17 protein-coding genes and 2 pseudogenes are annotated in these 26,595 nt (G+C 48.1%); 6 read left to right on the top strand and 13 right to left on the bottom strand.

Annotated features, from left to right (window positions below; translation table 11 throughout):
- Positions 1-290 precede the first annotated feature (290 nt).
- The 4 genes and pseudogenes from BFJ94_RS23820 to BFJ94_RS23805 all read left to right on the top strand — a co-directional run bounded on the left by BFJ94_RS23820 (position 291) and on the right by BFJ94_RS23805 (position 6,913).
- Positions 291-2,861 (top strand): beta-mannosidase, encoded by a 2,571-nt coding sequence (locus tag BFJ94_RS23820; RefSeq protein WP_120464842.1) that lies wholly within the window; start codon positions 291-293, stop codon positions 2,859-2,861.
- Positions 2,862-2,920: 59 nt separating this feature from the next.
- Positions 2,921-3,898 (top strand): zinc-dependent alcohol dehydrogenase family protein, encoded by a 978-nt coding sequence (locus tag BFJ94_RS23815; RefSeq protein WP_229716878.1) that lies wholly within the window; start codon positions 2,921-2,923, stop codon positions 3,896-3,898.
- Between the two features lie 242 nt (positions 3,899-4,140).
- Positions 4,141-5,504, top strand: a pseudogene (gene guaD, locus BFJ94_RS23810) (guanine deaminase).
- Between the two features lie 38 nt (positions 5,505-5,542).
- The gene (locus BFJ94_RS23805) at positions 5,543-6,913 is read left to right on the top strand and encodes a uracil-xanthine permease family protein (RefSeq protein ID WP_120464840.1); all 1,371 of its coding nucleotides are present in this window, start codon (positions 5,543-5,545) and stop codon (positions 6,911-6,913) included.
- A gap of 39 nt (positions 6,914-6,952) precedes the next feature.
- Here the strand turns inward: BFJ94_RS23805 and BFJ94_RS23800 are convergent, their stop codons facing one another.
- From BFJ94_RS23800 to BFJ94_RS23780, 5 genes are all read right to left on the bottom strand, one after another.
- Positions 6,953-7,651 (bottom strand): class I SAM-dependent methyltransferase, encoded by a 699-nt coding sequence (locus tag BFJ94_RS23800; protein WP_069188428.1) that lies wholly within the window; start codon positions 7,649-7,651, stop codon positions 6,953-6,955.
- Positions 7,652-7,660: 9 nt separating this feature from the next.
- Positions 7,661-8,221, bottom strand: a complete 561-nt coding sequence (locus BFJ94_RS23795) for a hypothetical protein (protein ID WP_120464839.1) — start codon at positions 8,219-8,221, stop codon at positions 7,661-7,663.
- Complete coding sequence (locus BFJ94_RS23790) at positions 8,218-8,559, bottom strand: PadR family transcriptional regulator (RefSeq protein WP_420707927.1); 342 nt, start codon at positions 8,557-8,559, stop codon at positions 8,218-8,220. The genes BFJ94_RS23795 and BFJ94_RS23790 overlap by 4 nt, the downstream gene beginning before the upstream one ends.
- Positions 8,560-8,705: 146 nt before the next feature.
- Positions 8,706-10,184 carry a (Fe-S)-binding protein gene (locus BFJ94_RS23785; protein ID WP_229716877.1) on the bottom strand — a complete coding sequence of 493 codons (1,479 nt, stop codon included), beginning with the start codon at positions 10,182-10,184 and terminating at the stop codon, positions 8,706-8,708.
- Complete coding sequence (locus tag BFJ94_RS23780) at positions 10,181-11,596, bottom strand: FAD-binding oxidoreductase (RefSeq protein WP_068782675.1); 1,416 nt, start codon at positions 11,594-11,596, stop codon at positions 10,181-10,183. The genes BFJ94_RS23785 and BFJ94_RS23780 overlap by 4 nt, the downstream gene beginning before the upstream one ends.
- A 271-nt stretch (positions 11,597-11,867) precedes the next feature.
- On the opposite strand from BFJ94_RS23780, the gene BFJ94_RS23775 reads away from it, so the two are divergent.
- Positions 11,868-12,557, top strand: coding sequence for a FadR/GntR family transcriptional regulator (locus BFJ94_RS23775; RefSeq protein WP_120464838.1), 690 nt, complete (start codon positions 11,868-11,870; stop codon positions 12,555-12,557).
- Between the two features lie 215 nt (positions 12,558-12,772).
- On the opposite strand, the gene BFJ94_RS23770 is transcribed toward BFJ94_RS23775, so the two are convergent.
- The 4 genes from BFJ94_RS23770 to rihC form a co-directional block, all read right to left on the bottom strand.
- Positions 12,773-13,996 (bottom strand): NupC/NupG family nucleoside CNT transporter, encoded by a 1,224-nt coding sequence (locus BFJ94_RS23770; RefSeq protein WP_068782677.1) that lies wholly within the window; start codon positions 13,994-13,996, stop codon positions 12,773-12,775.
- A 15-nt stretch (positions 13,997-14,011) separates the two neighbouring features.
- Positions 14,012-14,932, bottom strand: coding sequence for a ribokinase (rbsK, locus tag BFJ94_RS23765; RefSeq protein ID WP_068782678.1), 921 nt, complete (start codon positions 14,930-14,932; stop codon positions 14,012-14,014).
- Between the two features lie 68 nt (positions 14,933-15,000).
- A complete protein-coding gene (gene dcuC, locus BFJ94_RS23760; protein ID WP_068782679.1) occupies positions 15,001-16,359 on the bottom strand; it encodes a C4-dicarboxylate transporter DcuC in 1,359 nt (452 codons plus the stop codon).
- A 28-nt stretch (positions 16,360-16,387) separates the two neighbouring features.
- Entirely contained in the window at positions 16,388-17,311 is a 924-nt protein-coding gene (gene rihC / locus BFJ94_RS23755) for a ribonucleoside hydrolase RihC (protein ID WP_120464837.1), read from the bottom strand.
- Between the two features lie 299 nt (positions 17,312-17,610).
- Here rihC and BFJ94_RS23750 point away from each other — a divergent pair, with 299 nt between their 5' ends.
- On the top strand, positions 17,611-18,597 hold the full coding sequence (locus tag BFJ94_RS23750) for a LacI family DNA-binding transcriptional regulator (RefSeq protein WP_120464836.1): 987 nt from the start codon (positions 17,611-17,613) through the stop codon (positions 18,595-18,597).
- Between the two features lie 391 nt (positions 18,598-18,988).
- On the opposite strand, the pseudogene BFJ94_RS23745 reads toward BFJ94_RS23750, so the two are convergent.
- From BFJ94_RS23745 to BFJ94_RS23730, 4 genes and pseudogenes are all read right to left on the bottom strand, one after another.
- Positions 18,989-19,539: pseudogene (locus tag BFJ94_RS23745) on the bottom strand (RNA 2'-phosphotransferase).
- A gap of 953 nt (positions 19,540-20,492) precedes the next feature.
- Positions 20,493-23,096 (bottom strand): family 16 glycosylhydrolase, encoded by a 2,604-nt coding sequence (locus BFJ94_RS23740; RefSeq protein ID WP_229716876.1) that lies wholly within the window; start codon positions 23,094-23,096, stop codon positions 20,493-20,495.
- On the bottom strand, positions 23,083-24,660 hold the full coding sequence (locus BFJ94_RS23735) for a response regulator transcription factor (RefSeq protein ID WP_068782684.1): 1,578 nt from the start codon (positions 24,658-24,660) through the stop codon (positions 23,083-23,085). The genes BFJ94_RS23740 and BFJ94_RS23735 overlap by 14 nt, the downstream gene beginning before the upstream one ends.
- 2 nt (positions 24,661-24,662) lie before the next feature.
- Positions 24,663-26,501: a sensor histidine kinase gene (locus BFJ94_RS23730; RefSeq protein WP_162944389.1), complete on the bottom strand. Its 1,839-nt coding sequence runs from the start codon at positions 26,499-26,501 to the stop codon at positions 24,663-24,665.
- Positions 26,502-26,595 lie beyond the last annotated feature (94 nt).

The following is a 26,595-nucleotide window of genomic DNA, read 5'->3' as shown; positions in this document are numbered from 1 at the left end:
CCCTCCTTTCCAAATTCAAATTTAAACATTACAAATAATTATAACGTTACAAAAAAAAGCGGTCAATATTAGTATTAATGGTACTGTTAAAAACTATACTCCCTTTGACAGCAATTTATTTGACATTAAATTAAGGCTAATCAATAATGTTTTAGTAATGAGATTACTAATCATTTGTAATTTAAATTCATTCACATTATCATTTTTTTGTAATGTTATTATGACAGTTTCAATCATGGAACTATAAGTATAGCCTCAGGTTTTTGGCTTGCTTCGGAATGGAGAATTATATGGAACTACAAGAGAACTGGAAGCTGCGGGATTTCGATGTAGGTGAAGCTCGCGATTTGGAGGTTGCCTCTCCCGAGTATATTGACTATTTCTGGATGACTGCCAAAGTACCTGGCGATGTGCACAGCACGTTGATCGAGCGGGGGATTATTGCAGATCCTTTCTATGGACATAACGATCAACAGTCGCGCTGGGTCGAGGACAAGGTATGGTGGTATCGCAACACCTTTGAGTGGTTTGGCGAACAGGATGACCAGGAACGCATTGAATTGGTCTTCGATGGGTTGGATACTTATGCAACTGTGTACCTGAACGGGGTGGAGCTTGGCTCCACTGACAATATGTTTATTGCCCATTCATTTGAAGTTACACGTGAATTGAAGAAAGGCAAGAATGTCCTTGCCGTCAAAATTGATCCCGTACATCTGCATGCTCAAGCCAAAATGCAATATTATTGGTCCGGTTTCAGCAAGAAGCGAATTTGGACACGCAAGGCTCAATACCACTATGGATGGGACTGGGGTCCACGGCTTGTATGTGCAGGTATTTGGAAGGGGGTACATCTCCTCAAGCGCCGCAACGCTTATATAGATAGCGTATTCGCCCGCACATCAACAATAACGGACAAGGCAGCAGCTGTTGAAGTAACAGTAGACGTATTGTCATTCAACAAAGACAAGCCTTGCTCGGCTTATGTGGAATTGATCGATACCGAAAACAACCGGGTCGCCTCAGAAATAATCCCATTCGATCGTTGTAATGGACTGGTCCAAGACGGTGCAATTTGTGCATATAGCTTAAGTAGCGAAGCATATCTAAACATTTCAAACCCATCCTTATGGTGGACGCACGACCTAGGTGTACCGTATTTATACCATTTGAAAGTAACGCTTCTATATAACGAAAAGTCTGTTGACGTACATGAGCAGCCATTTGGCATCCGTACGGTTGAACTTATGCAGCGGGATGAACATGGACAGCAGACCTTTACCTTCGTATTAAATGGTGTAAAGCTGTTTGCCAAAGGAGCCAACTGGATTCCTATCGACAGCTTCATGGCTGCTGTGCCAGATTCTCGATACCAACATCTCATTCATATGTCAAAAGACGCCAATATGAACATGCTGCGTGTCTGGGGAGGCGGCATCTATGAACGCGATATTTTCTACGATGAATGTGATCGGCTTGGTTTACTGGTATGGCAGGACTTCATGTTTGCCTGTGCCTTATATCCGGACTATAATCGCAACTTCATGAATAATGTGCGGCGGGAGATCGAGCAAGTCGTAAAACGACTGCGTAGTCGAACTTGCCTGGCTTTATGGTGCGGGAATAACGAGAACGATTGGCTGTACGAGGCGCTTCGTTCAAGCGGAGAGATCCCTCATCCATTTTATGGCGAGAAGATTTACCACGAGCTGATGCCAGCTCTGCTGGAGACGCTAGATCCAACACGGACTTTCTGGCCAAGTTCTCCTTACGGGGGGAATGACCACAACTCGCGTGAGGAAGGCGACACTCATAACTGGCAAGTGTGGCATGGCAATATTGAACCACGGGAGTTCGGTCAGCCGCAGTTGCAGGACTATAGCATGGACGGTTTATCCTTCAAGAAGTTCAAAGGCGACACGACCCGATTCGCAAGCGAATTCGGCATGCATGCATCATCCAATCGCTACACTTTGCAGCGCAACATCCCCGAGAATCAATTCTTCTGGGGCAGCGATGAGATGAAGTACCGCAATAAGGATATCCATCATGCGAAGGGAATTCTGCTCATGGAAGGATTTACAGGTGCTCCGGGGAATATAGAAGAGTATCTGGACTACTCTATGCTAACCCAAGCGGAAGGATTAAAATACGGCATCGAACACTACCGCCGCAACAAACCGGAGACAAGCGGGGCTCTGTTCTGGCAATTGAACGATTGCTGGCCGGGAACAAGCTGGTCTGTTATCGACTATTATGGACTCGCGAAGGCGGCGTATCACTATGCGCGCAAGTTTTTTGCCCCTGTGCTGATCACTGCGGATCATGATGCGGGGAAAGACCTGATATTGTGGGTAATTAACGACAGGCTGGATGACTACAAAGATACAGTACGGCTAACGGTGTATCGCATGGATGGATCGGTGTTGTCCATCCACGAATTCGACGTATCGGTACCTGCAAATAGCAAGCTTCAGATTGCTGCGCTAACGGAAATGGAATTGACAGCCGAAGCCAATGCCGCAGATGTTGTATGTGTAGCCAGTTCTGCAAGCTCTATTACCGAGGATAACTTCATCTACTTGCGCGATTATAAGGACATGCGATTCAATCCAGCGCAGCTGCGGGTAAGCGTTGACAAGTCAGCCGATCTTGTCCGGATATCGACAGATCAGGCAGCTCGTATGGTCAAGCTTGAACTCGACGAAGAATGGTTCGTCATGAATGACAACTTCTTCGACCTGCTTCCAGGCCAGATCAAAGAGATTCAAGTTAAGCAGGTCAATGGCAAGACGATCCCTTGGGAGACACTTCGCGTGTCCGCCTTAAATACTAATGGGGATAGCATCACACGGTTTTAATATTATTGAGAAATGAGATGAGGAGCATGAAGGCTGCAGTTCTTCACGGAGCATTAAATATGAAAGTTGAAGAGTGGAGTGAACCAGCACTCGGCAAACATGAAGTTCTGCTTCAAATTGCTTGCTGCGGCATATGCGGTACAGACCAGCATATTTATCACGGTCACCCAGGCTCAGCTGAGGTAAATCCCCCGATTGTGCTGGGCCATGAACTCTCGGGAGTCGTCTTGGCCGTAGGCGAAGCTGTATTTACTCTACAGCAGGGAGACCGGGTATCCGTTGATCCGAATATCTATTGCGGGGCATGCGAGTATTGCCGTAATGGGCGGGCTCACCTGTGCGACAAGCTAAATGCCGTTGGTGTGACACGGGACGGCGGAATGGCTGAGCGATGCATCGTTCCCGCTTCCAACTGCTACAAGCTACCGAATCATTTAAGTATGCTTGAAGGAGCAATGGTCGAGCCGCTTGGCTGTGTGCTGCACGGCTACAAGAAATTGGAGCTGCGGGCGAATCATCATGTGTTGATCGCAGGCGGCGGCTTCATTGGACAGTTGTTCCTCCAGCTTGTCAAGGCAGCAGGCGTTGCGCACATCACCGTGAGCGAGCCAAACCCGAACAAGCGGGAGGCACTGCTGAAGCTTGGCGCTGACAATGTCGTGTCACCATTTGATCCAACTGAGGCTGCGGGACTGCTGAGCTCGGCAGATCTCGTCATCGAATGTGTCGGGCGAACTGAATCAGTCGAGTTAGCCATTAAAGCAGCGCGTAAAGGAGGACAGGTGTTGATCTTCGGAGTTGCCTCGCCAGATGCGCAAGCATCCTTCTCGCCCTTCGATGTCTTTAGCAAAGAGCTGCGAATTATGGGCTCTTTTATCAACCCGTACACCCATGAGGAAGCAATTACACTCATTGCGCAGAATATTGTGCAAATTGAGCCGCTTATCAGCCATCGTATTGACCTTGAGGAACTGCCGGAATTTATGACTTCCTATCCTAAGCTAAATGTAACAAAAGCCATCATAATGCCTTCTTAATTAGAAAGTTAGAAAGCTGATCCTTAGTCCTGAGCAGAACAATAAGACGTATCGCTTAACCTGCATGCAGAATAAAGCGATACGTCTTTATTATTTACTCTCTATTTTACAGATAATGAACGAATTCCCTACAACAATTAAACAAGTCGTTATCTATATTCGTCTTTTGTTATGGACTAATCTGTTTTAACGGATTATAATAGCTTTTATCATATGAAAATACGAACATTAAGGCGGTAACTATGGAACAATATATGCAATTATTTCAAGGAACTGCTTTTTCCAGTACATCTGCCAAAGAAGTTCAAATATTAAAAGACTATCTGTTTGCGATCAATGCAGAGGGCGTGATCAAGAAGGTCATCGCTCCGGAGGATGCGGAATACCAGCCTTTGCTGGAGGCCTATCAAGGCAAGAGCAACTTCCGTCGTTTGGCTGAGGGCCAGTATTTGCTGCCCGGGTTCATCGATCTGCATGTGCACGCACCGCAATGGGCGCAATCCGGGACAGCCCTGGACATTCCGCTCTATGACTGGCTGAATACGTACACTTTCCCGCTGGAATCCAAATTTGCGGATCTTGATTTCGCCGAGAAAGTCTATGAGGATCTGGTCAGCACTTTGCTCGCGAACGGGACAACGACCGTACTGTATTTTGCTACCGTGCATAAAGAGGCCAGTCTATTGCTGGCTGAGCTCTGTGTGAAGAAAGGACAACGCGGACTCGTCGGCAAGGTGGTGATGGATGATCCGGCGCAAAACCCGGAATATTACCGTGATGCAGATACCCATTCAGCACTGGCGGATACGGAGGATTTTATTCTCGCCGTTCGGGAACTAGCCAAAACCGCAAAGCAGGGCGTCTATCCCGTAGTAACACCACGCTTCATTCCCAGCTGTACGGATGAAGCTTTGCGAGGCCTGGGCAAGCTTGCTGACAAATATGACGCCTATGTCCAGTCACACTGCAGTGAAAGCGATTGGGCGCATGGTTATGTTCGGGATCGATTGGATAAAAATGATGCCTTTGCATTGCGCGATTTCGGCCTGCTACGGGAGAAGTCGGTTATGGCGCATTGCAATTTCCTGGACGAGCCTGATGCGGATTTATTCGCAGAGACTGGAACCGCGATTGCACACTGCCCGATCTCGAATGCCTATTTTGCCAATAGCGTTATTCCGGTTGCCCATTTCCATGGCAAAGGCATTGATATCGGGCTGGGCACGGACATATCCGGCGGTTTCTCGCCGAGTCTGTTCGATAATATAAGACAAGCCGTCATCTCTTCGAGAATGCTGGAGGATGGTGTTGACCTTCCCTCCCCGCACATAAGCGCGGTGTTCCGGAGTCGCGGATTACGGTCGATGAAGCGTTCTACCTGGCGACAGCCGGAGGCGGTGAGAGTCTAAGCCTGCCGATCGGTCGCCTTGAACAGAATTATGCGTGGGATGTACAGATCATCGATACGAAAATGCCTTCTGCCAAGCTGCCGATCTTTGATGAGAATGAAGACTGGCATGGGATTTTTGAGAAGATCATCTATCTGGCCAGACCTGAAAACATCCGTGAAGTATGGGTACAGGGTATGAAGGTTCATTCTCGTTAAAATACAAAAAAACTATAATATTCGAGGTGTACATCCCAGTGAAAACAGAAGCAGTCAACCAGGGGCAAGCTCAAACCCATTCATCGCAGCTAACAGTTCTGCCCGATCAGAAGGTATCATTTGGCAAGTCCGCCCTTCTGGGCTTGCAGCATGTATTAGCAATGGACGTCTATGTGGTTCCTTTCCTGATCGCCATGCTGATTGGCTTGCAATCCAACCAGTCCAGCGCACTGATCCAATCTACCTTTATCGCTGCGGGGTTAGCCACGATTGTGCAGAGCTACTTCTGCATGAAGCTGCCGATCGCTCAAGGTCCTTCGTATGTTCCGCTTGGCGCAATTGTCAGCATCTATGCCGCCAGCGGAGGCGGGCAGCTAGGCTGGAATTCCGTGCTGGGCGCCAGCCTTGTCGGTGCGGTTCTCGTTATTATTTTGGGGATGAGCGGCGTGTTCAATAAGATCGTCAAATCCTTCATTCCGCCGATTGTGGGCGGCACGATCATTTTTATTGTGGGTCTGTCTTTATTGCCAGTGGGGATCAGGGACAATATTTATGAAGCCGCTGATGCGACGATCAATCAGAACGTGATGCTGGCCCTAATCTCAGGCGCAGTGCTGCTGATCTTTGTAATCCTCGGTTCCCTGCTAGGGACCAAAGGATCATTATTCCGGATTATGTCCGTCCTGTTCGCATTAATCGGCGGATGTATCGCTGCTAATTTTATGGGAGTACTGGACTTCTCGGCAGTTAGCCAAGCCAACTGGTTCAGCATGCCGCAGATCCCCTTTGCCGACTTCGGCTTCTCCTTCAATTTCTCGGCTATTATCACGATGGTCATTATTTATCTGGTGCTGCTCGCTGAAACAACGGGGACCTGGTTCGCTGTCAGCAATGTCATCGATCAACCGTTAACCGATCAAAATATTAACCGAGGGGTCATCGGCGAAGGCATTAGCTGTCTGATCGCCTCTCTGCTCGGCTCTACTCCGGTTACAGGCTATTCCACCAATGCCGGCATTATTTCCATTACCGGGATTGCCAGCCGCCGAGTCTTCCTTGCCGTTGGTGGCTGGTTCGTTATCTTTGGCTGTTCCGGTAAGCTGGCTGCTCTAATTGCATCGATCCCGACGGCTGTCATCGGCGGCGTATTCTGCATTGTCTGCGGCATTATCGCCATTAACGGCATACAGGTCATGAAGAACGAGCGGATCGGCGAGAAAGAGATGTACATCGTCGCCATTCCGATGATTCTAACCTTGGCATTAGTGCTTATTCCGAAGGATTACTTGTATTCCTTGCCTACCTTCGTGCAATATTTGCTGGGTTCGCCAATCCTGGCCGCTTCCCTGGCGGCTATCTTGCTGAATAAGTTCTTGCCTGGCCGCAAGGAGACGCTAAGCGAAAAATAACAGATATTTTTAAATGAGGGCAGCCCCACAGGAGGTATGTTAAATCATACTTTTGGGGCTGTCCTGCTCTGGTTTATACAGCCAGACTTGAAAGCCGATTCCGTGTTTTTCGATCTTATGTTTCGGGAAGTCTGTCTGCGCTATCAGATCCTCGAACCCTTCGCGGGTATAGGCGCCGTTCTTCAAAAAAGTTTGGAACGACAGTTTGACAAACCAGCGATCAAAGCCTTTCATACCGGATTTTTGAATTTCGTTCTCGATATCCTCACTCGTGGCTTCGTGGTTCATGTCCAGAATAAGCGCCGCACCGCCGGGCTTGATAACACGATACATTTCCTGCAAAGCCTTCAGTGGTTCGCTGAAATTTTTGAACGCAGCGGAGCAAATTATGAAATCATAAACGCCATCGGCCAAGGGCATTGCAGAGGCATTTCCCTGCCGAAAGTCTACATTTACGCCAGCTTCTCTGGCGTTACGCTTCTCAATCTCCACGAAATCCGCGCTGATTTCCAAGCCGGTTACCGAGTAGCCTTGCTTCGCTAGCTCGATGGCCAGATAGCCGGGGCCAGGAGCGACTTCCAGCAACTCCGCTCCATTTTCAACATATCCGCTTACGATATCAGCATATTCCCGCATCTCCGAAAGACGCGACTTACGGGTGTTATTGTCATACCATTTCGCCATCCAGCCGGTGATGCCCAAATCTTTCTTGCGGCGAGCCGTTTTCATATAGGACATAAACAGCACCTACTTTCTCTTCATAGATATAAGCGCATGGCTTATTTCTCCCAGCCCTATGCCAATAATCGCTCCAACCCCGGTACCGATCAGCGTATAGATCCATCCATTTTGCATAAAGGCAGGAACGCCTCCACTAGTGAGAAACCCGATCAGGGAACCGATAGCAACACCTAAAAACAGGAACCCGCCATAGAATAATCCGACAGCCTCATAGTCTGCAGGATCACGATTTTCATAATACTGGCGGAAACGCTCATGAAGATCGGCTTGGAAATCAGAATCACCTGAAGCCGCGAGCTTATCCCTTGCCTTTTCAAAAGCTTCCTCTTCCGATAAGCCCTGAGATATCAGATCGCTCATGTAGAGGATCATATCATTACGCGCCTCATGCGCCTGATCCGAGCTGCTCTTAAATCTGGTTAATTTCCTGCCGATTTTATGTTTGGTCTGATTGGTTTTGGCCCGCAGCTTTTCCAGATAGGTCATCTCCGCCTCCTCCAGATAATGCTGCGCCTGTTCCTTGGCAAACTGATCTATCTTTCGAAGTGTTTCATTGCTGAAGCTCATCCTTCATTGCCTCCTTTATTTCTTAAAATTTGGATACGTTCGTTTAAGAAATCCCATCGTGCCCAAAATGACATCAATTCATCCCGCCCTCGCTCATTGAGAGTGTAGAACTTCCTTGGCGGACCAATTCCGGACGGCTTTTTCACGATATGAACCAGCTTGTTTTTTTCCAGTCGTACTAACAAAGCATAAACGGTGCCTTCGGCAATCCCTTCAAAACCAAGAGCATTGAGCCGCTTTACAATCTCATAACCGTAAATCTCATCCCGTCCGATGATTTCCAGCACCATTCCCTCCAACACTCCTTTGAGCATTTCACTTAGATTATCCAAACACATACACCTCACAAGAACAATATTGACATGTGTTGAGGTACTTAATATTACTGAGTACCGCTACATAATAACGCAGAGTAGTGTCGTTGTCAACGAGCAAGCAGCTATATGAATATAAAAAAACGCCCCTAAGGGCGCGAGATGAACTCTTATTTCATTACTTTCTCGACTTTCTCCGCAAAATAATCAACCACATGCATCACCCTCAGACGATCCTGTGCCTGCTCCCGCTCAACGCCAATCTTCATCTGCAGCAGACAGCCGGGATTGCTGGTCAGAATGATCGATGCCCCTGTCTCATTCACTTTATCCATTTTGTGATCCAAAATATCATTCGCCATCTTCGGCTGCATCAGATTATAAATCCCGGCTGAACCGCAGCAGCCTTCCGCACCTTCAAGCTCTACATAATTCAAATCGGGCAGAAGGTGAAGCAGCTGCCTTGGTCCCCGGCCTGCCTTCATGACATTCCTCAGGTGGCAGGAGTCTTGATAAGTAACTGTATCTTGAGGTGTGTGATCGGGACGTTCTTGGGAAATGAATTCTTGATCGTCAGGCCCTGCACCTACAGATTTTAATGAGTTCCATCGCTCTGAACGGAGCAGCAGCTCGCTTATATCCTTGATCTGCTGTGAGAAATGCTCCGCTTGCGGTTTCCACAGCGCATCATCCTTCAGCAGATGATCATATTCAATCAGCATGGCTCCACAACCTCCAGCGTTAGAGGCAATATAATCGACCTTGGCCTCGGCAAAGGCCTGGATATTCCTCCTGGCGAACTGCCGAGCGGTCTTCAGATCGCCGCTGTGAGAGAACAATGCTCCGCAGCAGCCCTGCGCTTCAGGAATGACCACATCATACCCGGATTCTCTCAGCAGGTTCACCGTATTCACATTCGTTTCGGTGAAGAGCACATCCATGATACAGCCGCGGAACATGCCCACAGTTCCGATCCGCTCTCCCTTGGCTGGCAGCAAGCTGGCCTTCACCCGTTTTACTACGCCTTGACTGTCAGCCTGCGGCAGGATACGCTCCAAGGTCTGGAAATGCTCTGGCAAAAATCGAAGCAGCTTCTTCTTCGCCGCATAACGCTGTAATCCGGAGCGCTGATATTTCTCTAGCAGAGCGCTAAGAGACAACATGCGATGATGGCTCTTGAAGGCAGGCTTAACCAGCTTATGCAGCCGTTTCATGTTCGGAGGCCGATCCGATTTAGAGCTATAACCGGGCCCGGGTGCAGTTTCCCTCTGCCCACTCATCTTCTTGGTCTTGGCAGAGTGAAACGGCTGTTCGAACAGCACCGACTTGGTCTGTTCCAGCAGCTGACCGTACTTCACATCGGATGGGCATACGGGCTCACAGGCCCGGCAGCCCAAGCATAGATTGATCTGCTGGCGGAACGACTCATTCGGCTCCATTACACCGTCAGCTACCGCCTTCATAAGCGCAATTCTCCCCCGCGGCGACGCAGCTTCGATGCCGGTCTCTTGATAGGTCGGACAGGAAGGCTGGCAGAAGCCGCAGCGCATGCAATTCATTAGCTCATTATAATCCAGCTGCTTCGTAAGCTCCTGCTGTAGCATTAATAAGGATGAATCTCGCTCTTTTTTGGGATTAGGGCTGCTCATTTTGAGATCACCAGCCTTTTACGGGACGGCTTGGCGAAGATCTTGCCCGGGTTCATAATGCCGTTCGGATCGAAAACCTGCTTGATGCCCTTCATCACGCTGATCCCCGCAGTCCCTACCTTCCATTCCAGATAAGGAGCCTTTACCGTTCCGACCCCATGCTCGCCCGTAATCGTCCCGCCCATCGAGATCGCCTCCTCGAAGATCTCCGCAAAAGCTTCCTCAACGCGGTGTATTTCCTCTTCATTACGAGCATCTGTCGTACAAGTAGGATGCAAATTGCCGTCCCCGGCATGCCCGAAGGTGCATATGTTGACACGGTACTTCTCAGCAATCCGGTTAATTGCCAGGATCATATCGGCGATGGCAGATCGCGGAACGGTCGCATCTTCCAGGATCGTCGTCGGCGAGATGCGGGCAAGCGTAGATAATGCGCTTCGACGAGCCATCATCAACTGCTCCGCTTCAGCCTCGTCCTGTGCCATACGAATTTCTGTGGCCCCTTCCGACGCACAGATATTTTTGATATCAGTCATCTCCCTCTTCACCTGCTCCGGTTCCTGACCGTCCTGCTCAATCAGCAATATAGCCTGCACATCCGTGGGCAGACCGATATGATTATAATCCTCTACCACACATATCGTGGCCTGGTCCATAATTTCCAGCGTGGCCGGAATAATCCGCGCGCCAACAATCCGCGAGACCGAGCGAGCCGCCCCATAAATATCTGCAAAGGCAACCAGCATCGTCTGACGTACTCCTGGAGCAGGCAGAAGCTTTAAAGTCGCCTCCGTAATTAACGCCAGAGTTCCCTCGGAACCCACTAACAGCTTCGTCAGGTCATAACCGGCTACATCCTTGTACAGCTTGCCGCCTGTACGGATTATTTCCCCGGAGGGAAGCACCGCTTCAAGACCGATCACATAATCCTTGGTTGTGCCATACTTAAGACCTCGCAAGCCCCCTGCGCCCTCCATAATGTTGCCGCCTAATGTAGAGATGACCATGCTGCTCGGATCTGGCGGATAGAACAGTCCCCGCCGCTCCACTTCCTGATGGAACTTCCTCGTATTCAAGCCAGGCTGTACGGTAGCCGTCAGGTTGTCCGTATCCAGCTCCAGCAGCTTATTCATCCGCGATATGGCTACGACGATGCCTCCCTGCACAGGGACAGTGCCGCCGCATAGATTGCTCGCAGCGCCTCGCGGAACGATTGGGATGTGATGTTCATTGGCAAGCCTTAATATAGATTGCACCTCAGCCGTCGTCTCCGGATAGACCACCGCATCAGGCAGCGATTGCAGCATAGGGGTAGCATCATAAGAATGGGTGACCAAAGTTTCCTGATCCTCTCGGAACCGTTCCTGGCCAAGCCATTGAAGCAATGACTGTCTTACCTCAGAATCCAGCATATCATTTACACCTCTCCTCTTCCTGTCTTCATCGTAGATGAAGTCGAATCCACACAAATCGATGATTGCCATGAATTGATCGGTAACCAATAGCAATTATTCTGGACAGAAGCAGCTTAGATTCGGATAACTGTTCAGGTCATCTGATGACTTTTGGGATATTATACCTTATAATGAAAGCGTATGTATAGACTTAATTTAAAATTTGAAGGAATATAGAATTTGAGGATTATACAGCTTATTCACATCAACAAGCAGGGAGAAATCCATCATGTACCCTATCCAAATGAAAAAAGGGGCCGAACTCGTTACAGAGCATCTGCTCCAGCTATTAAAAGACGGCAGCTATGCCGAAGGGCAGCGTCTTCCCTCGGTGGAGGCGCTGGCCAAGCAATACCAAGTGGGGCGGTCCACGATCCGCGAGGCCCAAAGCGCTCTGAAAGCGATGGGCTGGCTCGATATTCGTCACGGTGGAGGTACCTTCGCACGCAGGCCGGAGCACAATCCGGCCGAGCAATTGCTCAGCTCCCTCACCGATATGGATTCGCTCCGCTCCTTGATCGAGGCTCGCAAGCTGGTTGAGATCGGCTCAGCCGCACTCGCGGCGCGAAGAAGAACGGAACAGGATCTCACACGAATGTCCACTTGTCTGAAGCTGATGGAAAAATATCTGGACGATGAAGAGAGAAGTCAGCAGGAGGATTTACAATTCCATGTCTATCTGGCTGAAGCCAGCCACAATCCGATTCTGGTCCCGATGCTTGCCCTGTTCCATCAGGAATGTGCCAAGCATATAGGCAGCACCCGGCGCATGTGGCTGTTCGGCGAACGCGCCTCTGCACTGCAGCTATGGAATGAGCATCAGCTGATTTATGAAGCTATTTCCGTTCAAGACGAACCCCTTGCCTCCCAGCGGATGGAAGAGCATCTCACGAAGGTAGAGATGGTGCTGAACGTATAGTTGGTTAAAGGGAGGGACTTGCGTGGGCCAGCCCGGATGACCAAAAAAGGCCGCAAAAAATCGGGAACAGCTCTGTTTCAGAGGAAACCTGATTCCCGATTTCGTTTGCAGCCTATCATTTTGCAATAACTATTCAAGCTTGCCAGTCGCCAGAGTCCGTGTAGGATTATTTCAATCGACTAAAGCGATTATTGGATGCATTGCGTTGATTTCGCTTAAAAGAACATGCCTGCAATTGCCCCGCTCAGCAAATTAGCCAACGAGCCTGCAATGACCGCCTTAAATGCAAGCCCACCTACCTCACTGCTTCTCTCAGGGGATAATGAAGTAAATGAACCCAGCATGATCCCCATGGAGCCGATATTGGCAAATCCGCAGAGGGCAAAGCTAACGATAGCAACCGTCTTGTCTGACAAATGTCCCATCTGTTCAGCAAAAGAACCAAAGGCTATCATTTCATTCATCACAAGCTTCTGTCCCAGGAAGCTTCCTGCCATAGTAGCCTCTGACCAAGGAACACCAATCGCAAAGGCAATAGGCGAGAAGATCCAGCCCAGAATTAATTGCAGTGACAGTTCGCCAAAACCAAACCATCCGCCGATCCACCCAAGCAGCCCGTTGAGCAAAGCCACCATCGATATAAAAGCGATCAGCATAGCCACAATTTGCAGCGCCATTTTCATACCGGAAGAAGCGCCTTTTGAAATAATGTTAACGATGCTTTCCTTTTTCCCCGACTTGTTCTCTTCAAGCTCATGTATATCAACCTTGACGGGTACTTCCCGTTCCGGAATTATAATCTTTGCTATAATAAGCCCCGCAGGAGCCGACATAATGCTCGCGGATAATAAATATTCCATAGGTATCCCGAGCGCAGCATAAGCGACCATGATCCCGCCGGCAACAGAGGCTAGTCCGCCAACCATAACCGCGAACATTTCCGATCGCGTCAGGTATTTCATATAAGGCTTGATCATAATCGGAATTTCCTGCAGTCCCAGAAAAATATTCCCCGCTGCCGCTAAAGATTCAGACCGGCTTGTCTTCAGCAATCTGCCAAGTCCCCCGCCAATGACACGCATAAAAATCTGGACGATCCCAAAATGATATAAAATACCGATCAAAGGAGTAATAAAGACGGCCAGCATGGCCACGCGAATCGCAAAGATATTGCCTGTGGGCATCGTCTTGTCGGCCAGGCTGCCGAATACAAAGCCCAGACCTTCATACCCGTAGTGGAACAAGTTCGTAATAACCCCTGATATCGCTCTGATCACCTGCTTGCCGAGATCCCATTTCAGCACGATAAAGCCAAACAATAATTGAATAAGAAAACCTATACAAATGGTGCGATAATTGATATTTTTCTTATGGTCTGACATCAAATAGGCGATCACGAAAACAACGAAACAGCCCAGCAGTCCCCATAAAATATTCATTCTATCCACTCATTTCTATCCATTCGTAAGTTCATGAGCATAAGGTATCGACTGGAATGCCCCTTTACGTTGAACTACGATCGATGAAAATTTACTTGCGAATTTAACGGCTTCTATAATGTTGTCCAATGATTTGAGATGATTCCCTTGTAATCTGGTGCAAAGCGCTCCGATAAAGCTATCGCCCGCCGCCGTAGTATCGATAGCTTGTACTTTTTCAGCCGGAACAGCGATAGAGCCCTCCGGATGGCAAATCAGACTGCCGCGTTCACCCAGCGTAACAATGACACAACCGACGCCTTGCTCCATTAACTTATGCGCGCCTTGTACAATCTCATCTTCACTGGTGGTATTGCATCCTGTCAGGATATGCATCTCGCTTTCGTTCGGGATAAGAATATCCGTAACGCTGAGCAATCCGGCCGGAATTTCTTTTGCAGGCGCAGGATTAAGCACAGTGATTTTCCCCGCATCTTTAGCTAATGCAAAAGCATGCTCTATGACAGGAATCGGAACTTCAAACTGGGCGACAATAACGTCGGATGACCCGATATTCTCTCTGGACAGGTCAACTTCCTGTGTTGTCAGCCCCATATTGGACCCGGCGCTGACCACAATCATATTGCTGCCGTTGTTGGCAAACAAAATCAGGGCTTCTCCTGTAGGCAAATGCGGATCGGTATAAACATGGTCTGTAAGAATGCCCTCCTGTTGCATTGTGGCCATAAGCTGCTTGCCATTCTCATCCTGCCCGATTTTACCGATAAATTGCACCGTCGCTCCTAGCCTTGCAGCCGATACGGCCTGATTGAAGCCCTTGCCCCCTGGCCCAACCATTTTGTCCGTTGCAAATATAGTCTCACCCTCAACAGGGAGGGACTCCAGCAATAAGCTGGAATCCATATTGATGCTCCCAAGTATGCATATCTTCTTCATTTGTGCTTCGCTCCTATCCAAATCACAATATTCTCTCTGTTTATCTATTTCAGGAATTCAGGGCAGTTTTACGAGAACATCACATAAGACAATACTAACGTACTTATAATACCAACGATAATTGGCACCGAGGTCCGTTTCACAATCGCCATCGGACTCTTGCCAATAATACTGCAGACAACAATGATAACTGCAGCTACCGGTGACACCGAGCGAACCAGGTTAGCAATCAATTGCATAGGAATGGCCAACATAACTCCATTGATACCCACATTGTGTGCGATATCCGGCAGCAAACCGATCGAAGCGTAGAATACGGCAAGACCGCCGCCGCTGATCAGACCAATAAGCGCTGTGATCCCTGAGAAAGCGAACATCAGGATCATTCCTGCCCCATTGACGTCTTTTACCGAATTGGTCAGCATATCAATAATGCCCAGCGCCTTCAGACCATCAACCATCAAGCTTGCCGCAACAAGCAGCGCTACGACCATGGCAAGCCCGTTCCCCATACCTTTGAAGAACACCATCAGCTCATCGAACACTTGCTGGATTTTACGTTTGCGAATAATTTCAATAATAACTGTAACGATCAGAGAAATAAACGTGATCTCAACCAGACCAATGTTAATCGATTTAATAAATATACCAAATACTGTGATCAGAATCAGCGGAAGAATCGGCAGAATCCCATAGAACGCCGGAGGCAAATCCTCACGTAATGCAGTCAGCTTGGATTCATCGATATCATCGGTTTCCGGATTCTTCTTGTCCAAATATTTCTGCCAGAAGTAATGTGCAATCGTCATGAGTATCAACGTAGGAATCGAAATGGCAGCGTGATATTTCAATACATAATCCATCAGATTGATACCGAAGGTCTCAGCCGCAATGACATTATCCGCACCTAGAGGAGTCGGGATAATCGTCGCTGTTGTCGCAATTACAGCACCTGCTGTAAGCGCGGACATTCCGATACGTTTCAGAACCGGATACAATGTTGCCATCAGAAGTACGGCCAGACTTGATGCACTTGGAACGACGAGAGACAACAGGTTCCCTACGATAAAAATAACCGGAACTAACACATAAACTGATTTAATGCCGGATAATGGCTTCATCAAGGTGCGGACTGTAACTTCGTTCGCGCCAATCTGAGTCATATACGACGAAAAGCCAAACAGAACCATGATCGTCATCCCGATATTTCCCAGGTTGTTGACGAAACTTTGCGTAATCGATTTGATCGGATCCAGCCATATAGAGCCAGTCGTCGCTTCTTCAGGCAACACAGGGTGCCCCATAATAGCTGCTCCAAACAGAAGCAGGATACCCGCAATGAATAATGCAACCGTAGCATTGACCTTCTTATAAATCATCCAGCCCGCCAGCACGATTACAACTAAACCGAATATGAGTTCTACCAAAGTGATTCTCCTCTCTAAATGCTGCCTTTTATCGGGTATTAGCTAACTGCTCTACTGCCCACGCTCTGAAAGCGTCTACATCAATATCCAAGCACACCGTTGCATTTGGCTCTCTATGATATCGATTTTTCAGATCTACAATCGTAGTCCCTGCGGTATATGTGCCTGACGTCTCGACATCTACGAAGCAAACTTGAGTTTTGAATAATTCGGGATTAACAATATAGGCGATTGCGCATAAATCATGCATTTTCAGCCCAGTCCTCAAGCTGCCACCGCGATAATGCTGGAACATCGAATACATCATTCTGCCCGTTTCATTCAAATCGCGAATCGTCTCTACATTGTCCGGGCTCAAGGTGGCCTTGCTTGTGACATCCAGTCCTACCATCGTAATATCAAGCCCTGAAGCAAATACGATCTTGGCAGCTTCCGGATCGGCGAAGATGTTGTATTCTGCCGTTGGCGTATGATTGCCCGCAGATGCTGAACCGCCCATCAGCACAATCCGTTCAATCCGTGATTTGCATTCCGGATATAAGGTCAGGAATAAAGCGATGTTCGTCAAAGGGCCAATCGGAACAAGGGTTACTTTGTCTTCGCTATTCATGATCATCTCTCTGATTGCATTAACGGCATGCTCCGGATGAATCGCCTTCTTCGGTTCAGGAAATTCATATCCGCCCATCCCCGATTCTCCATGAATATGGCTGCTGTCCTCATAAGGAATACATAGTGGTTTATTGGCACCCTTGGCAACCGGAATGTCCTTATCAAAAAATTCAACCAGTTTGAGTGCATTATTCGTCGTTTTTTCAACAGAGACATTCCCGGCAATGGTTGACAGAAGCTTGACATCCAACTTCTTATGGAATAACGCTACTCCGATAGCAACGGCATCATCAATCCCTGGATCGGTATCAATGATAATAGGGATTTTCTTATCAGTCATACGGTTCAACATCCTCTCAATTGGTGTAATAGAGTATTTCCAGACTCTCAATTTCCGACGTATTATTAAATGTGTAATCGGTTACTCATTTGAGTATCATAATATACGTATCTTAAAACGCTGTCAATACGTATATTCCTTGAAATTATTAGAATTGATGTGAATAATGTGGAACCGGTAACATGTTTCATAAAATATTGTGTAACCGGTATCCTAATTTTGGAGTTTGATGCAGTTGAATACCTGATATTTATTAAGTATAGTAGTATAGAAAGTAGTAACAAAAGGAGCTGAGAACAATCCCAACGATTCGAGATGTTTCAAAATTAGCAGGGGTTTCCGTGGCGACCGTTTCTCGCGTCCTTAATCAGAAGGGGTATGTTCATAAAGATACGGTCCAGAAAGTTCATGAAGCTATCGAAATGTTACAATACACACCCAATGATATTGCTCGTAGTTTATCCAAGAAATCCTCCAAAACGATCGCTCTCATCGTACCTGATATTACGAATCCGTTCTTTAATGAACTTGCGCTTGCCGTGGAGAAGGTAACGCAAATGTACGGATACACTACGATACTTTGCAATACCAATGATTCCCCAGCCGTGGAAAGACAATACATTCAAACATTAAAACAAAAATACATTGACGGATTTATTATGGCTACAAATACCTTGTCCTCGAATGAGATAGACCAGTTACAGGTTCCGTTGGTTGCCCTGGATCGCTTCAATTTCCAGACGGTACCCACTATTTCTTCGAAAAATCGCGAGGGTGCGCGTTTGGCCGTACAAGCCTTGCTGCAGCAAGGCTGTACCAAGATCATGCACATTCGGGGGCCAAAAGGATTATGGATTGCAGAGGAACGCTGCCAGGGGTATCTCGATCTGGTTGAAGATTTAGATTGGTTCACCCCTAAGCTTATTGTTAACGGAAATTTTCAGTTAAAAGAGGCTTCAGAAGCAGTAAATAAAATCTTTGAGACACACCCTGATATTGATGGCATCTTTGCCGGCAATGACTTAATGGCGATAGGCGCGCTTCGCGTGATGCAAAAACGCGGGATTCGTGTACCGGATCAGGTACAAATCATTGGATATGACGGCATTCCGCTTGGAGAAATGGTCTACCCGGAATTATCTACGGTAGCTCAGCCGATTTATGAAATGGGCATGCTGGCTGCCCGCATCCTGATCAAGAAGATTGAGCAGCAGCCGCTGGAAGAAATGAATCACCAGATGGATAATGAACTGATTCAACGCGGAACAACACGGCACACCTCTTGAGCATCAGGGATCATGAACGCAAAATGGGCCCCTGTGCAGCAGGAGCCCATTTGTTTGTTTGTATCCATGACAGTGCGTTTTTTACTTTGTAACCGAAAGACAGACCGGCGGCACTTGATCTGATTCCACACGGAACAACACGGCACCCCTCTTGAGCATCAGGGATCATACACGCAAAATGGGCCCCTATGCAGCAGGAGCCCATTTGTTTGTTTATATCCATGACAGTGCGTTTTTTATTTTGTAACCGAAAGACAGACCGGCGGCACTTGATCTGATTCAACACGGAACAACACGGCACGCCTCTTGAGCATCAGGGATCATAAACGCAAAATGGGCCCCTGTGCAGCAGGAGCCCATTTGTTTGTTTGTATCCATGACAGTGCGTTTTTTACTTTGTAACCGAAAGACAGACCGGCGGCACTTGATCTGACAACCAAACTTGATTACCCGCGTCATAGAAAATGATCCCCTGCTGCTGTGCAGCTGACGTATCAACCTGAAGCATGACCAGTTCTCCCCTTCGGCTTCCTGCCAACGCTGCAAAATGGGTGCCTTCCGACAAATGAACATACTGCCGGCCCATCGGGCGTAGTCCTTCCTTCAAAATGAATGGCAATGCCTCATGTTCGTACCGTGGTATAAAATAGCCGGAGGGTTTCCCGGGGCATATTGTATTTTATCATGACTATGCCCATACCTTGCCTTGATACGGTCGGCTTTAATTTCAAAACGCTGTTTGTCCGAATTGCGAACCACCTGCTCTATATCCTCCTGCTTCACCCACAACCACCTGGACTGGGCCTGAATGGCGGCCAGTAAGGTGCTTATCGAACACGTGCCATCCTCCGGATCCAGGACAACGCCAAAGTCCTCAGGCGTGTGCCGAAGGATCTTGCTCATCATTTTACTCAAGTCTTTTTCCCGGGTTTGACTTAACATCTTTATCACTTCACTTTTCTGTCCACTTATTTCTTTCTGCTCCACTTCACGCTAACGAAACTACATATCGCTATTGCCACGAAATAAGAAGGTTTTCACATCTAACGAAACGGTGTATCGCTATTTGGGGTAAATTCTCGCCTTAAGCCCCTATTTTAGCAAAATAGCGATACCACGTTTCGTTACAATTTTTAGCTGCCCTTTTGGGCTTGAATAACGATACCCTGTTTCGTTAGAATCTTGCTGCCACATATTCCCTGCCTAATCCACAACTCTGGTTACCAATAATTTCATTATACAAATCAACTTGGCACATTAGAATCCCTGGCGAACAAGCTGTTTCCAACCTTTATGCAAAAAAAGAGCGTCCCCAAGGTCTTTCGGCTTGGAGACGCCCTTTCTGCAATTCAAAAACCGGTTTGGGTTAATGCGTACAAGCAGGGCTTAGTTCTGGTTTTAGTCTGGTCTTGTTGGGTTTTGACTAGCTTGATTAGTTTAGCCAAACTTAGCCTGATCTAGCTATGATTCAGCTTGATTTAACAGGCTTAGCTAGTTCCAGTTATGGTTTGGCTTGGTTTAACCGGCTTAGCGAAATCTAGCTATGATTTACCTTGGTTCAACCGGCTTAGCGAAGTCTAGCTATAACTTTCCTTGGTTCAGCCACCTTAGCGAAGTCTAGTTATGACTTTCCTTGGTTCAGCCACCTTAGCGAAATCTAGCTATGATTTACCTTGGTTTAACCGGCTTAGCGAAGTCTAGCTATGACTTTCCTTGGTTCAGCCACCTTAGCGAAGTCTAGTTCCCGTTCTGTTCTGGCTTTTTCTCACTTGATCTCGTTCAGGTTTATCTTGGTCTGGTTACGTTTTACCTAGTTGAGCCACGCTTAGCCATGGCCAGACTAGACTAGACTGGTTTAGCTTGATTTAACCTTGCTCCAGCCCCCATTCCTCAATTTACTCCACTGTTCCTTGAGTCACCGCATGAACATATGTCATCCATGGAGTATCCAGCGCCCCTTGTCCCGGATTATAGGTGAAGAAGTACTCAATCGTGTCCCCGTATTGCAAATTATTGATAGGATAGGTATAATTGCCGTCCCCCGTTGGCATCATGGCTACGTTTAACTGGCCCCCGTTATTCAGCTTGTAATGCAAATCGGCAAAGGTTGCCCCGTTCACATAAAACAGCAAGTTATCGCCTGTCTTCTTCAGTCCGCGCACTTCGTCACCAATGATAACAACCGCAGGCGCCTTCGGGAGAACCGTAATGGTGCAGACGGCTGTTTTATTGCCATCGACCGTTGCAGCGGTTACTGTAGCCGTCCCCGGAGCCAGCCCAGTCACCACGCCGTTCTGATTTACGGAGGCAACGCTGGCATTGGATACAGTCCATGAGACTTGCTTATTCGTTGCATTCGCTGGCGTCACATTGGCATGTAACTGTACCTGCTGGTCTACTTCCACCTGGGCATCGGTCTGATTCAAAGCGATGCCGCTCACCGGAATGTTCCCGGGATTCTCGCCGCCGCCTGGCTTATAGACGCGCACATAATCCACCTGCATTGTTGCCGGGATGTCGCCAGGACTCGGAGCCAGCCCGCCGTCAAAATGACCGCCAACCGCCAGATTCATAATAATGTAAAAAGGCTGATCAAATGGCGCGTTCGGATTGTTAGGCGCAGCTACCGAATACCATTGATCTCTGGTAACTTTAAAAAAGAATTTGCCGTCCACATACCATTTGAAGTTATCCTCTTCCCAGATCAAGGTATATACGTGAAAATCATTGGCGAAGGTTTGCCCGTCAGGGAAGTGATATTCGCCGGCAATATATTTATTCACCGGCCATTGGCCGCCAAAATGCACCGCACCGCTGGTCGTTCCAGGCAACCGTCCCTTCGCTTCCATCACATCGATTTCCCCGGAAGCAGCCCATGCACCATAGGCTTCATCTTCCGGAAGCATCCACAAGGCCGGCCAGATTCCATTGCCTGTAGGCAATTTGGCACTAAAGTCAACTCTGCCATACTGCAGCGAGAGATGGCCTTTGGTATTAATCTTGCCTGAAGAGTACTGCGCATAACGATTCGGGTCTTGCGGGAAAGACTTTGGATCGTTCAAGGCTCTGATATTCAGCTTTCCATCCTGTACGAATACATTTTGCTCACTATTCGTATAGTGCTCCAGCTCCGCATTTCCCCAACCCCAGCTATTAGGATCATCACCAATATAATAGCCTAGTTCATAATTCCACTTGCTGGCATCCAACTGAGTTCCATTGAATTCATCCTGCCAAATGAGCGTCATGCCCGCAATCGACGGATCGTTTGAAGTACCGATGGCGATATCCTCATGATCGGTTACGTCAGGACGCGGAGCATTCGGATTGCCGATGAAAGTATAGTAGACATAGTTGCTGCCGATACTTCCGCCCAATTGCCCATTTAGCGGATAACCGATACGCAGCTGTATATCCTCCTGTACCGGCTGGAACCACAGCCCATAGATATAATCGGCCCAATATCCCCACTGATTGGCATCCGACATGTTATTGTAGCCGTTACCCGCATATACAAATCCGCTCTGAGCCGAGTTCGACATATCTACCCATTGTCCGTTGACATTGATCTGATATACGAAGTTTCCGAGCTCGGTGCCAATCGGCGCTCCCCCGTCGATTTTAGGCAGCGGTATGCCAATAACCCCTTTTTCATCCGCTGTGTATGTCGTTCCATCATAAGGGGTAATCGTATAGGAATTCCTCACAGGTTCATTAAAATAGATCGTATACACCAGGTTGGCCGAGGAGGTCTTGGACGCTAATTTCACCTGAATAGACTCCGTAACGGTAAACCAATAGCCGCCGCCACCCTCGGTGAATTGTCCAAAGTTGCTGTCGTAAATCCAGCCGCTGGCTGCATTATTGTCAATATCAACCCAGGTGCTGCTGTTTAGAGGCTTCACATACACCTTCAAATCATCGGCCACGGCTTCATAGATTATGGCTGAGTCATTATTGAAAATAGGATAAGTAAAGCCCGCACCGCCCGTAAATCCAGCTGTAATGTCTGGTCCTTGTGTCGGTGACATGGCAGTGATCGTTGTTTTGTTGATATTTTGAAATACGAGTGTATAGTCCAGTGTAACCCCGTTAGCCTTGGAGTACAGCTGAATCTCCGTGGTTGCCGAGAGAGTGAACCAATAGCCGTACAAGCCGCCATCGCTCCAATGCCCCCAATTCTGGTTGTAAATAAAGCCGCCGGCACTGTCAATGTCGACCCAATTGCTGCCCACTTTCACGTTTACACCAATGTCAGCGGACACCTCATTCCAGGTTGCAGAGCCTCCATTAAATATTGGCATAACAAACCCATAGCTGGCTTGCCCGACTCCCGATTTTGAGATCACAGGTCCGTCTGCTGGCGAGAAATAAGACATAGAGCTAACTGTCGTCCCCGCTCCATCTGCCTGGACTTTTGGGGCCGGCAATAATCCCATACTCACGATCAGAATTGTTGCCAGAACCAAGGAAAACACCTTTTCCCTACACCGTTTCATATTCATCCTCCTCTAAAAATGATTGCTCAGGCTTGCGCCGTATCAGTTGGCGATATTCCGTGGGCTGCATGTTCATCACATCGCGAAATGCCCGCGTAAAGCTCTTGTAGCTCTCGTACCCCACCATAGCAGCGATCTCGACAACTTTATGTTCGGTCTTGGCCAACAGCTTCCGGGCTTTTCCCATACGCACATCGCGCAGGTATTCCGCAAAGCCTTTGCCGATATTCTTCTTGAACAGGTTTGAAAAATACGCATAATTCAGCGACACATGGTTGGATACCATGGCTAAATCCAGAGGTTTATAGTAATTTTCATGGATAAAACGGATCGCTTCGTTTAAGTCCTGCGAATTGCGATAATGGCACTTGAATTCATAATAAAATTGATTCAGCCTAAGCAACTGCTGCTGCAGCGCCTGTATATAGTCGCGAATGCCCGGATAATCGAAAAGATTCTGCAAGCATTTTATATCTAACGCTTCTTCTCCCATGTAGGGCCGGATCACTCGCTCATATTCCCTCAGCATCTGAATCATCACGCGGCCCAGGTCCTGGGTATAACGAATGTGATAACGCTGCAGCACATCCTTATGGAACAGCTTGGATATCCCTTCGGTGATTTTTACATTGTTTCTGGTGCCTATGAGCTGGAACAGCGCGTAAATCTCCTCATAGGGAAGCTGCCACTGCTGCGCCAGTCCCTCCGTATGAGCCGGCAAAATACAGTCCTGCTCGGGGAACAGGTAACTGTTGCGGTAAAGCTCCATCACTTGAACATAGCTGGCCGGCAGCTCTTTTAATCCTTGCTGCGGACTCGTCATCACTGAAATAGCGCGAATCTGCTCGGCTTTGAGAGCAGCTGGCAAAGCATCCGTATCCACAGATGCGTCTACAGCAAGGATCAGCTGTGGACTATGCTGCAGACAGATGCAGCCCTGCTTGCCATATACACGGTAGGCTATTGATTCCATGCTGTGGGAACTGCTTGCTCCCGGTTGGTTAATCCACAGCTTCTCACGCAGCAGGCACAAGCGATAGTTCTTCCACAGCTGCGGGTTTTGCTGCTGAGTCTGAAGAATCCATGCCTCTTCGTTAGCCGCGCCTTGCATATACATGCTCAGCTCTTTCCGATCTGTCTCCTTAGCCAGGCGAGACAAATGCTTCATATTGCGTGACAGCGCCTGCCTGGCTCTTACCTCCTGCATGACATGCTCGATCGAGGCTTGCAGATCCTCCCGCTTCACAGGCTTGAGCAGGTAGGCCTTCGCTCCGAGGGCAATGGCTCTTTGGGCATAGGCGAAATCACTATAACCGCTGATAATCAGATAATCCACCTTAATACGCTCCTCTTTGGTGCGGGCCATTAACTCAAGCCCATCCATATCCGGCATCCGGATATCGGTAATCACCAGCTGGATGTTTTGTTGACGCAGCAATTGCAGGGCTTCCACCCCATTGGCAGCGCAGTAAATAGAACCTAGCTCCAGGGGAAACTGCTGCAGCATAGCCTGCAATCCATCGCGAATATGCTTCTGATCATCGGCAATCAAAATGTTAATCATCCCTACCATCCCCCCAGATTCCCATTTTCCCATGGCAGCCTTATCGTTACGCGAGTATAGGCGCCCTGCACACTGTCTATCCAAAGTCCATAGCCTTTGCCATAGTTCAACTGCAAGCGTTTATGCACGTTCCCCAAGCCCAATCCGTTCTTGCCGGCAACGATTGGCGTATCCGATTCCCCCAGCAATACAGCTTGCAAGCCGGCCAATGTCTGAGGATCGACGCCCACGCCGTCATCGGCGATTTCGATCAGCAACAGGTTGTCATTCTCCACCCGGACGGTGATCTGGATATGCACACCGCCGCCTTTGGGCGCCGCATGATGAACGGCGTTTTCAACGATGGGCTGCATGCACATTTTCGGAATCGCGTAGAGAAGCACTTCCTGGGGGAGTATCTCCGTTAATACGAAGCCTTCTCCCTCCATAAAGTTAATGAATTTGATATAACTCTGGATGTTGGCAAGCTCTTCTCCAAGGGATACGGTATCTCCGTTCCATTTCATGCTGTAGCGGAGCAATGAACCTAGCGATACCAGCGCCTCGGCAATCACCGGCTGCTGCTGGACCTCCGCCTGCATCCGAATCGCTTCCAGCGCGTTATAGAGAAAATGCGAATTGATTTGCGAATGGAGCGAATGCAGCTGTGCGTTTTTGGCGATCAATTGTTTATCAACGACCTGGGTCATCAAATGTTTAATCTCATCCAGCATTTTATTGTAGGTAATGGCGACCTCATCAATCTCGTCACCGGTTTCGTCTTCTTCCAGCCCTGTATCAATTTTCTCATCCAGCTGCCCTTTTCGAACTTTACGCATAGAAGAGAGCACGCTGTCCAACCGGCGAAAAAGGCGCCGCGTGGTGTGTGATACCATGAGCATCAATAGCAACAGCACGCAGAGGGTAATGACAACTACAAGCGCATACCAGCTGCGCGGGCCCTTCATCAGTGCCTGATGTGAAGCAATATCTACCACATAGGCATCCAGCGGAACAAGATAGCGGTATACAGCGTAATAGGTTTGACCTCCTACCTGAACCTTCAGAGGGCTATTCTGCTCTAGCGTATCCAGCTGCCGATGGATGCTGGTTAGAATTTGCTCCAGCTCTTCTCCAGCTGCTTGCGAGAATGAATGCTGAGGATTATAGATATAACGGGATGCATCGCCTCCTTCCATCACGACAGAGAAGAAATCTCCTCCTGTCTCTTCCAGAAGATCGTTGAAAAACAGATTATGCGGCGTGCGAATTTCCATAATGCTGGGACGCTTCTGCTGCTGACCCTGAAGACGTACGAGTCGATAGTAAGAGAGCGTGTGCTCCCCATCCTGAAACGCAAATATGCGGTAAGCTGCTCCTCCCTCATCCCGGAGTGTCTGCCAATAATCTTGCGGCGTGAACTTGTCATAATGGTAGATTTCCGGCCAGATTTCATACAGGTCAGGATTATCAACATAGAAGCTGAGTTCGCTAATCATCTCATTGCTCTGAATAATGTTGTGCATCTGCTCAAATTGATTTTGCCTGAATTTTACCAGCCGCAGACCATCGCTGCGCATATTGGAATGGATAAAATCTACAAAGGATTTTTGCGTCAATGCCGTAGAGGAAGCGTTTTCAATTATGTCCATTTTACTGCGCAGCTTCTCATCAATCCGTGAGATATGGCTGCTTCCATTAGACATTGCATCTTTATATAGCTGGGCTTCCTGAATACGTATAAATAAAAAGGATACTGCAATGGCAGGTATAGCTATCAGCATGCTAAAGGTTAAGAACAACTTTTGAGATATGCGAGAGTTACGGTATATTTTTCTGACTTTTGTTAATAATTCCATCATTTTAGGTGCCCCCCACTTCCCTGTAATATACCATATATTACATCCCGCCCGTAAAGTCATCTGACTTCATTTTGTAGAGAAGGTAGGAGTGGGG

Source organism: Paenibacillus aceti (assembly GCF_003614185.1).
Classification (GTDB): Bacteria; Bacillota; Bacilli; order Paenibacillales; family Paenibacillaceae; genus Fontibacillus; species Fontibacillus aceti.
The sequence above is the reverse complement of the archived record's forward strand: the minus strand, read 5'-3'. Positions and strand labels throughout refer to the sequence as shown.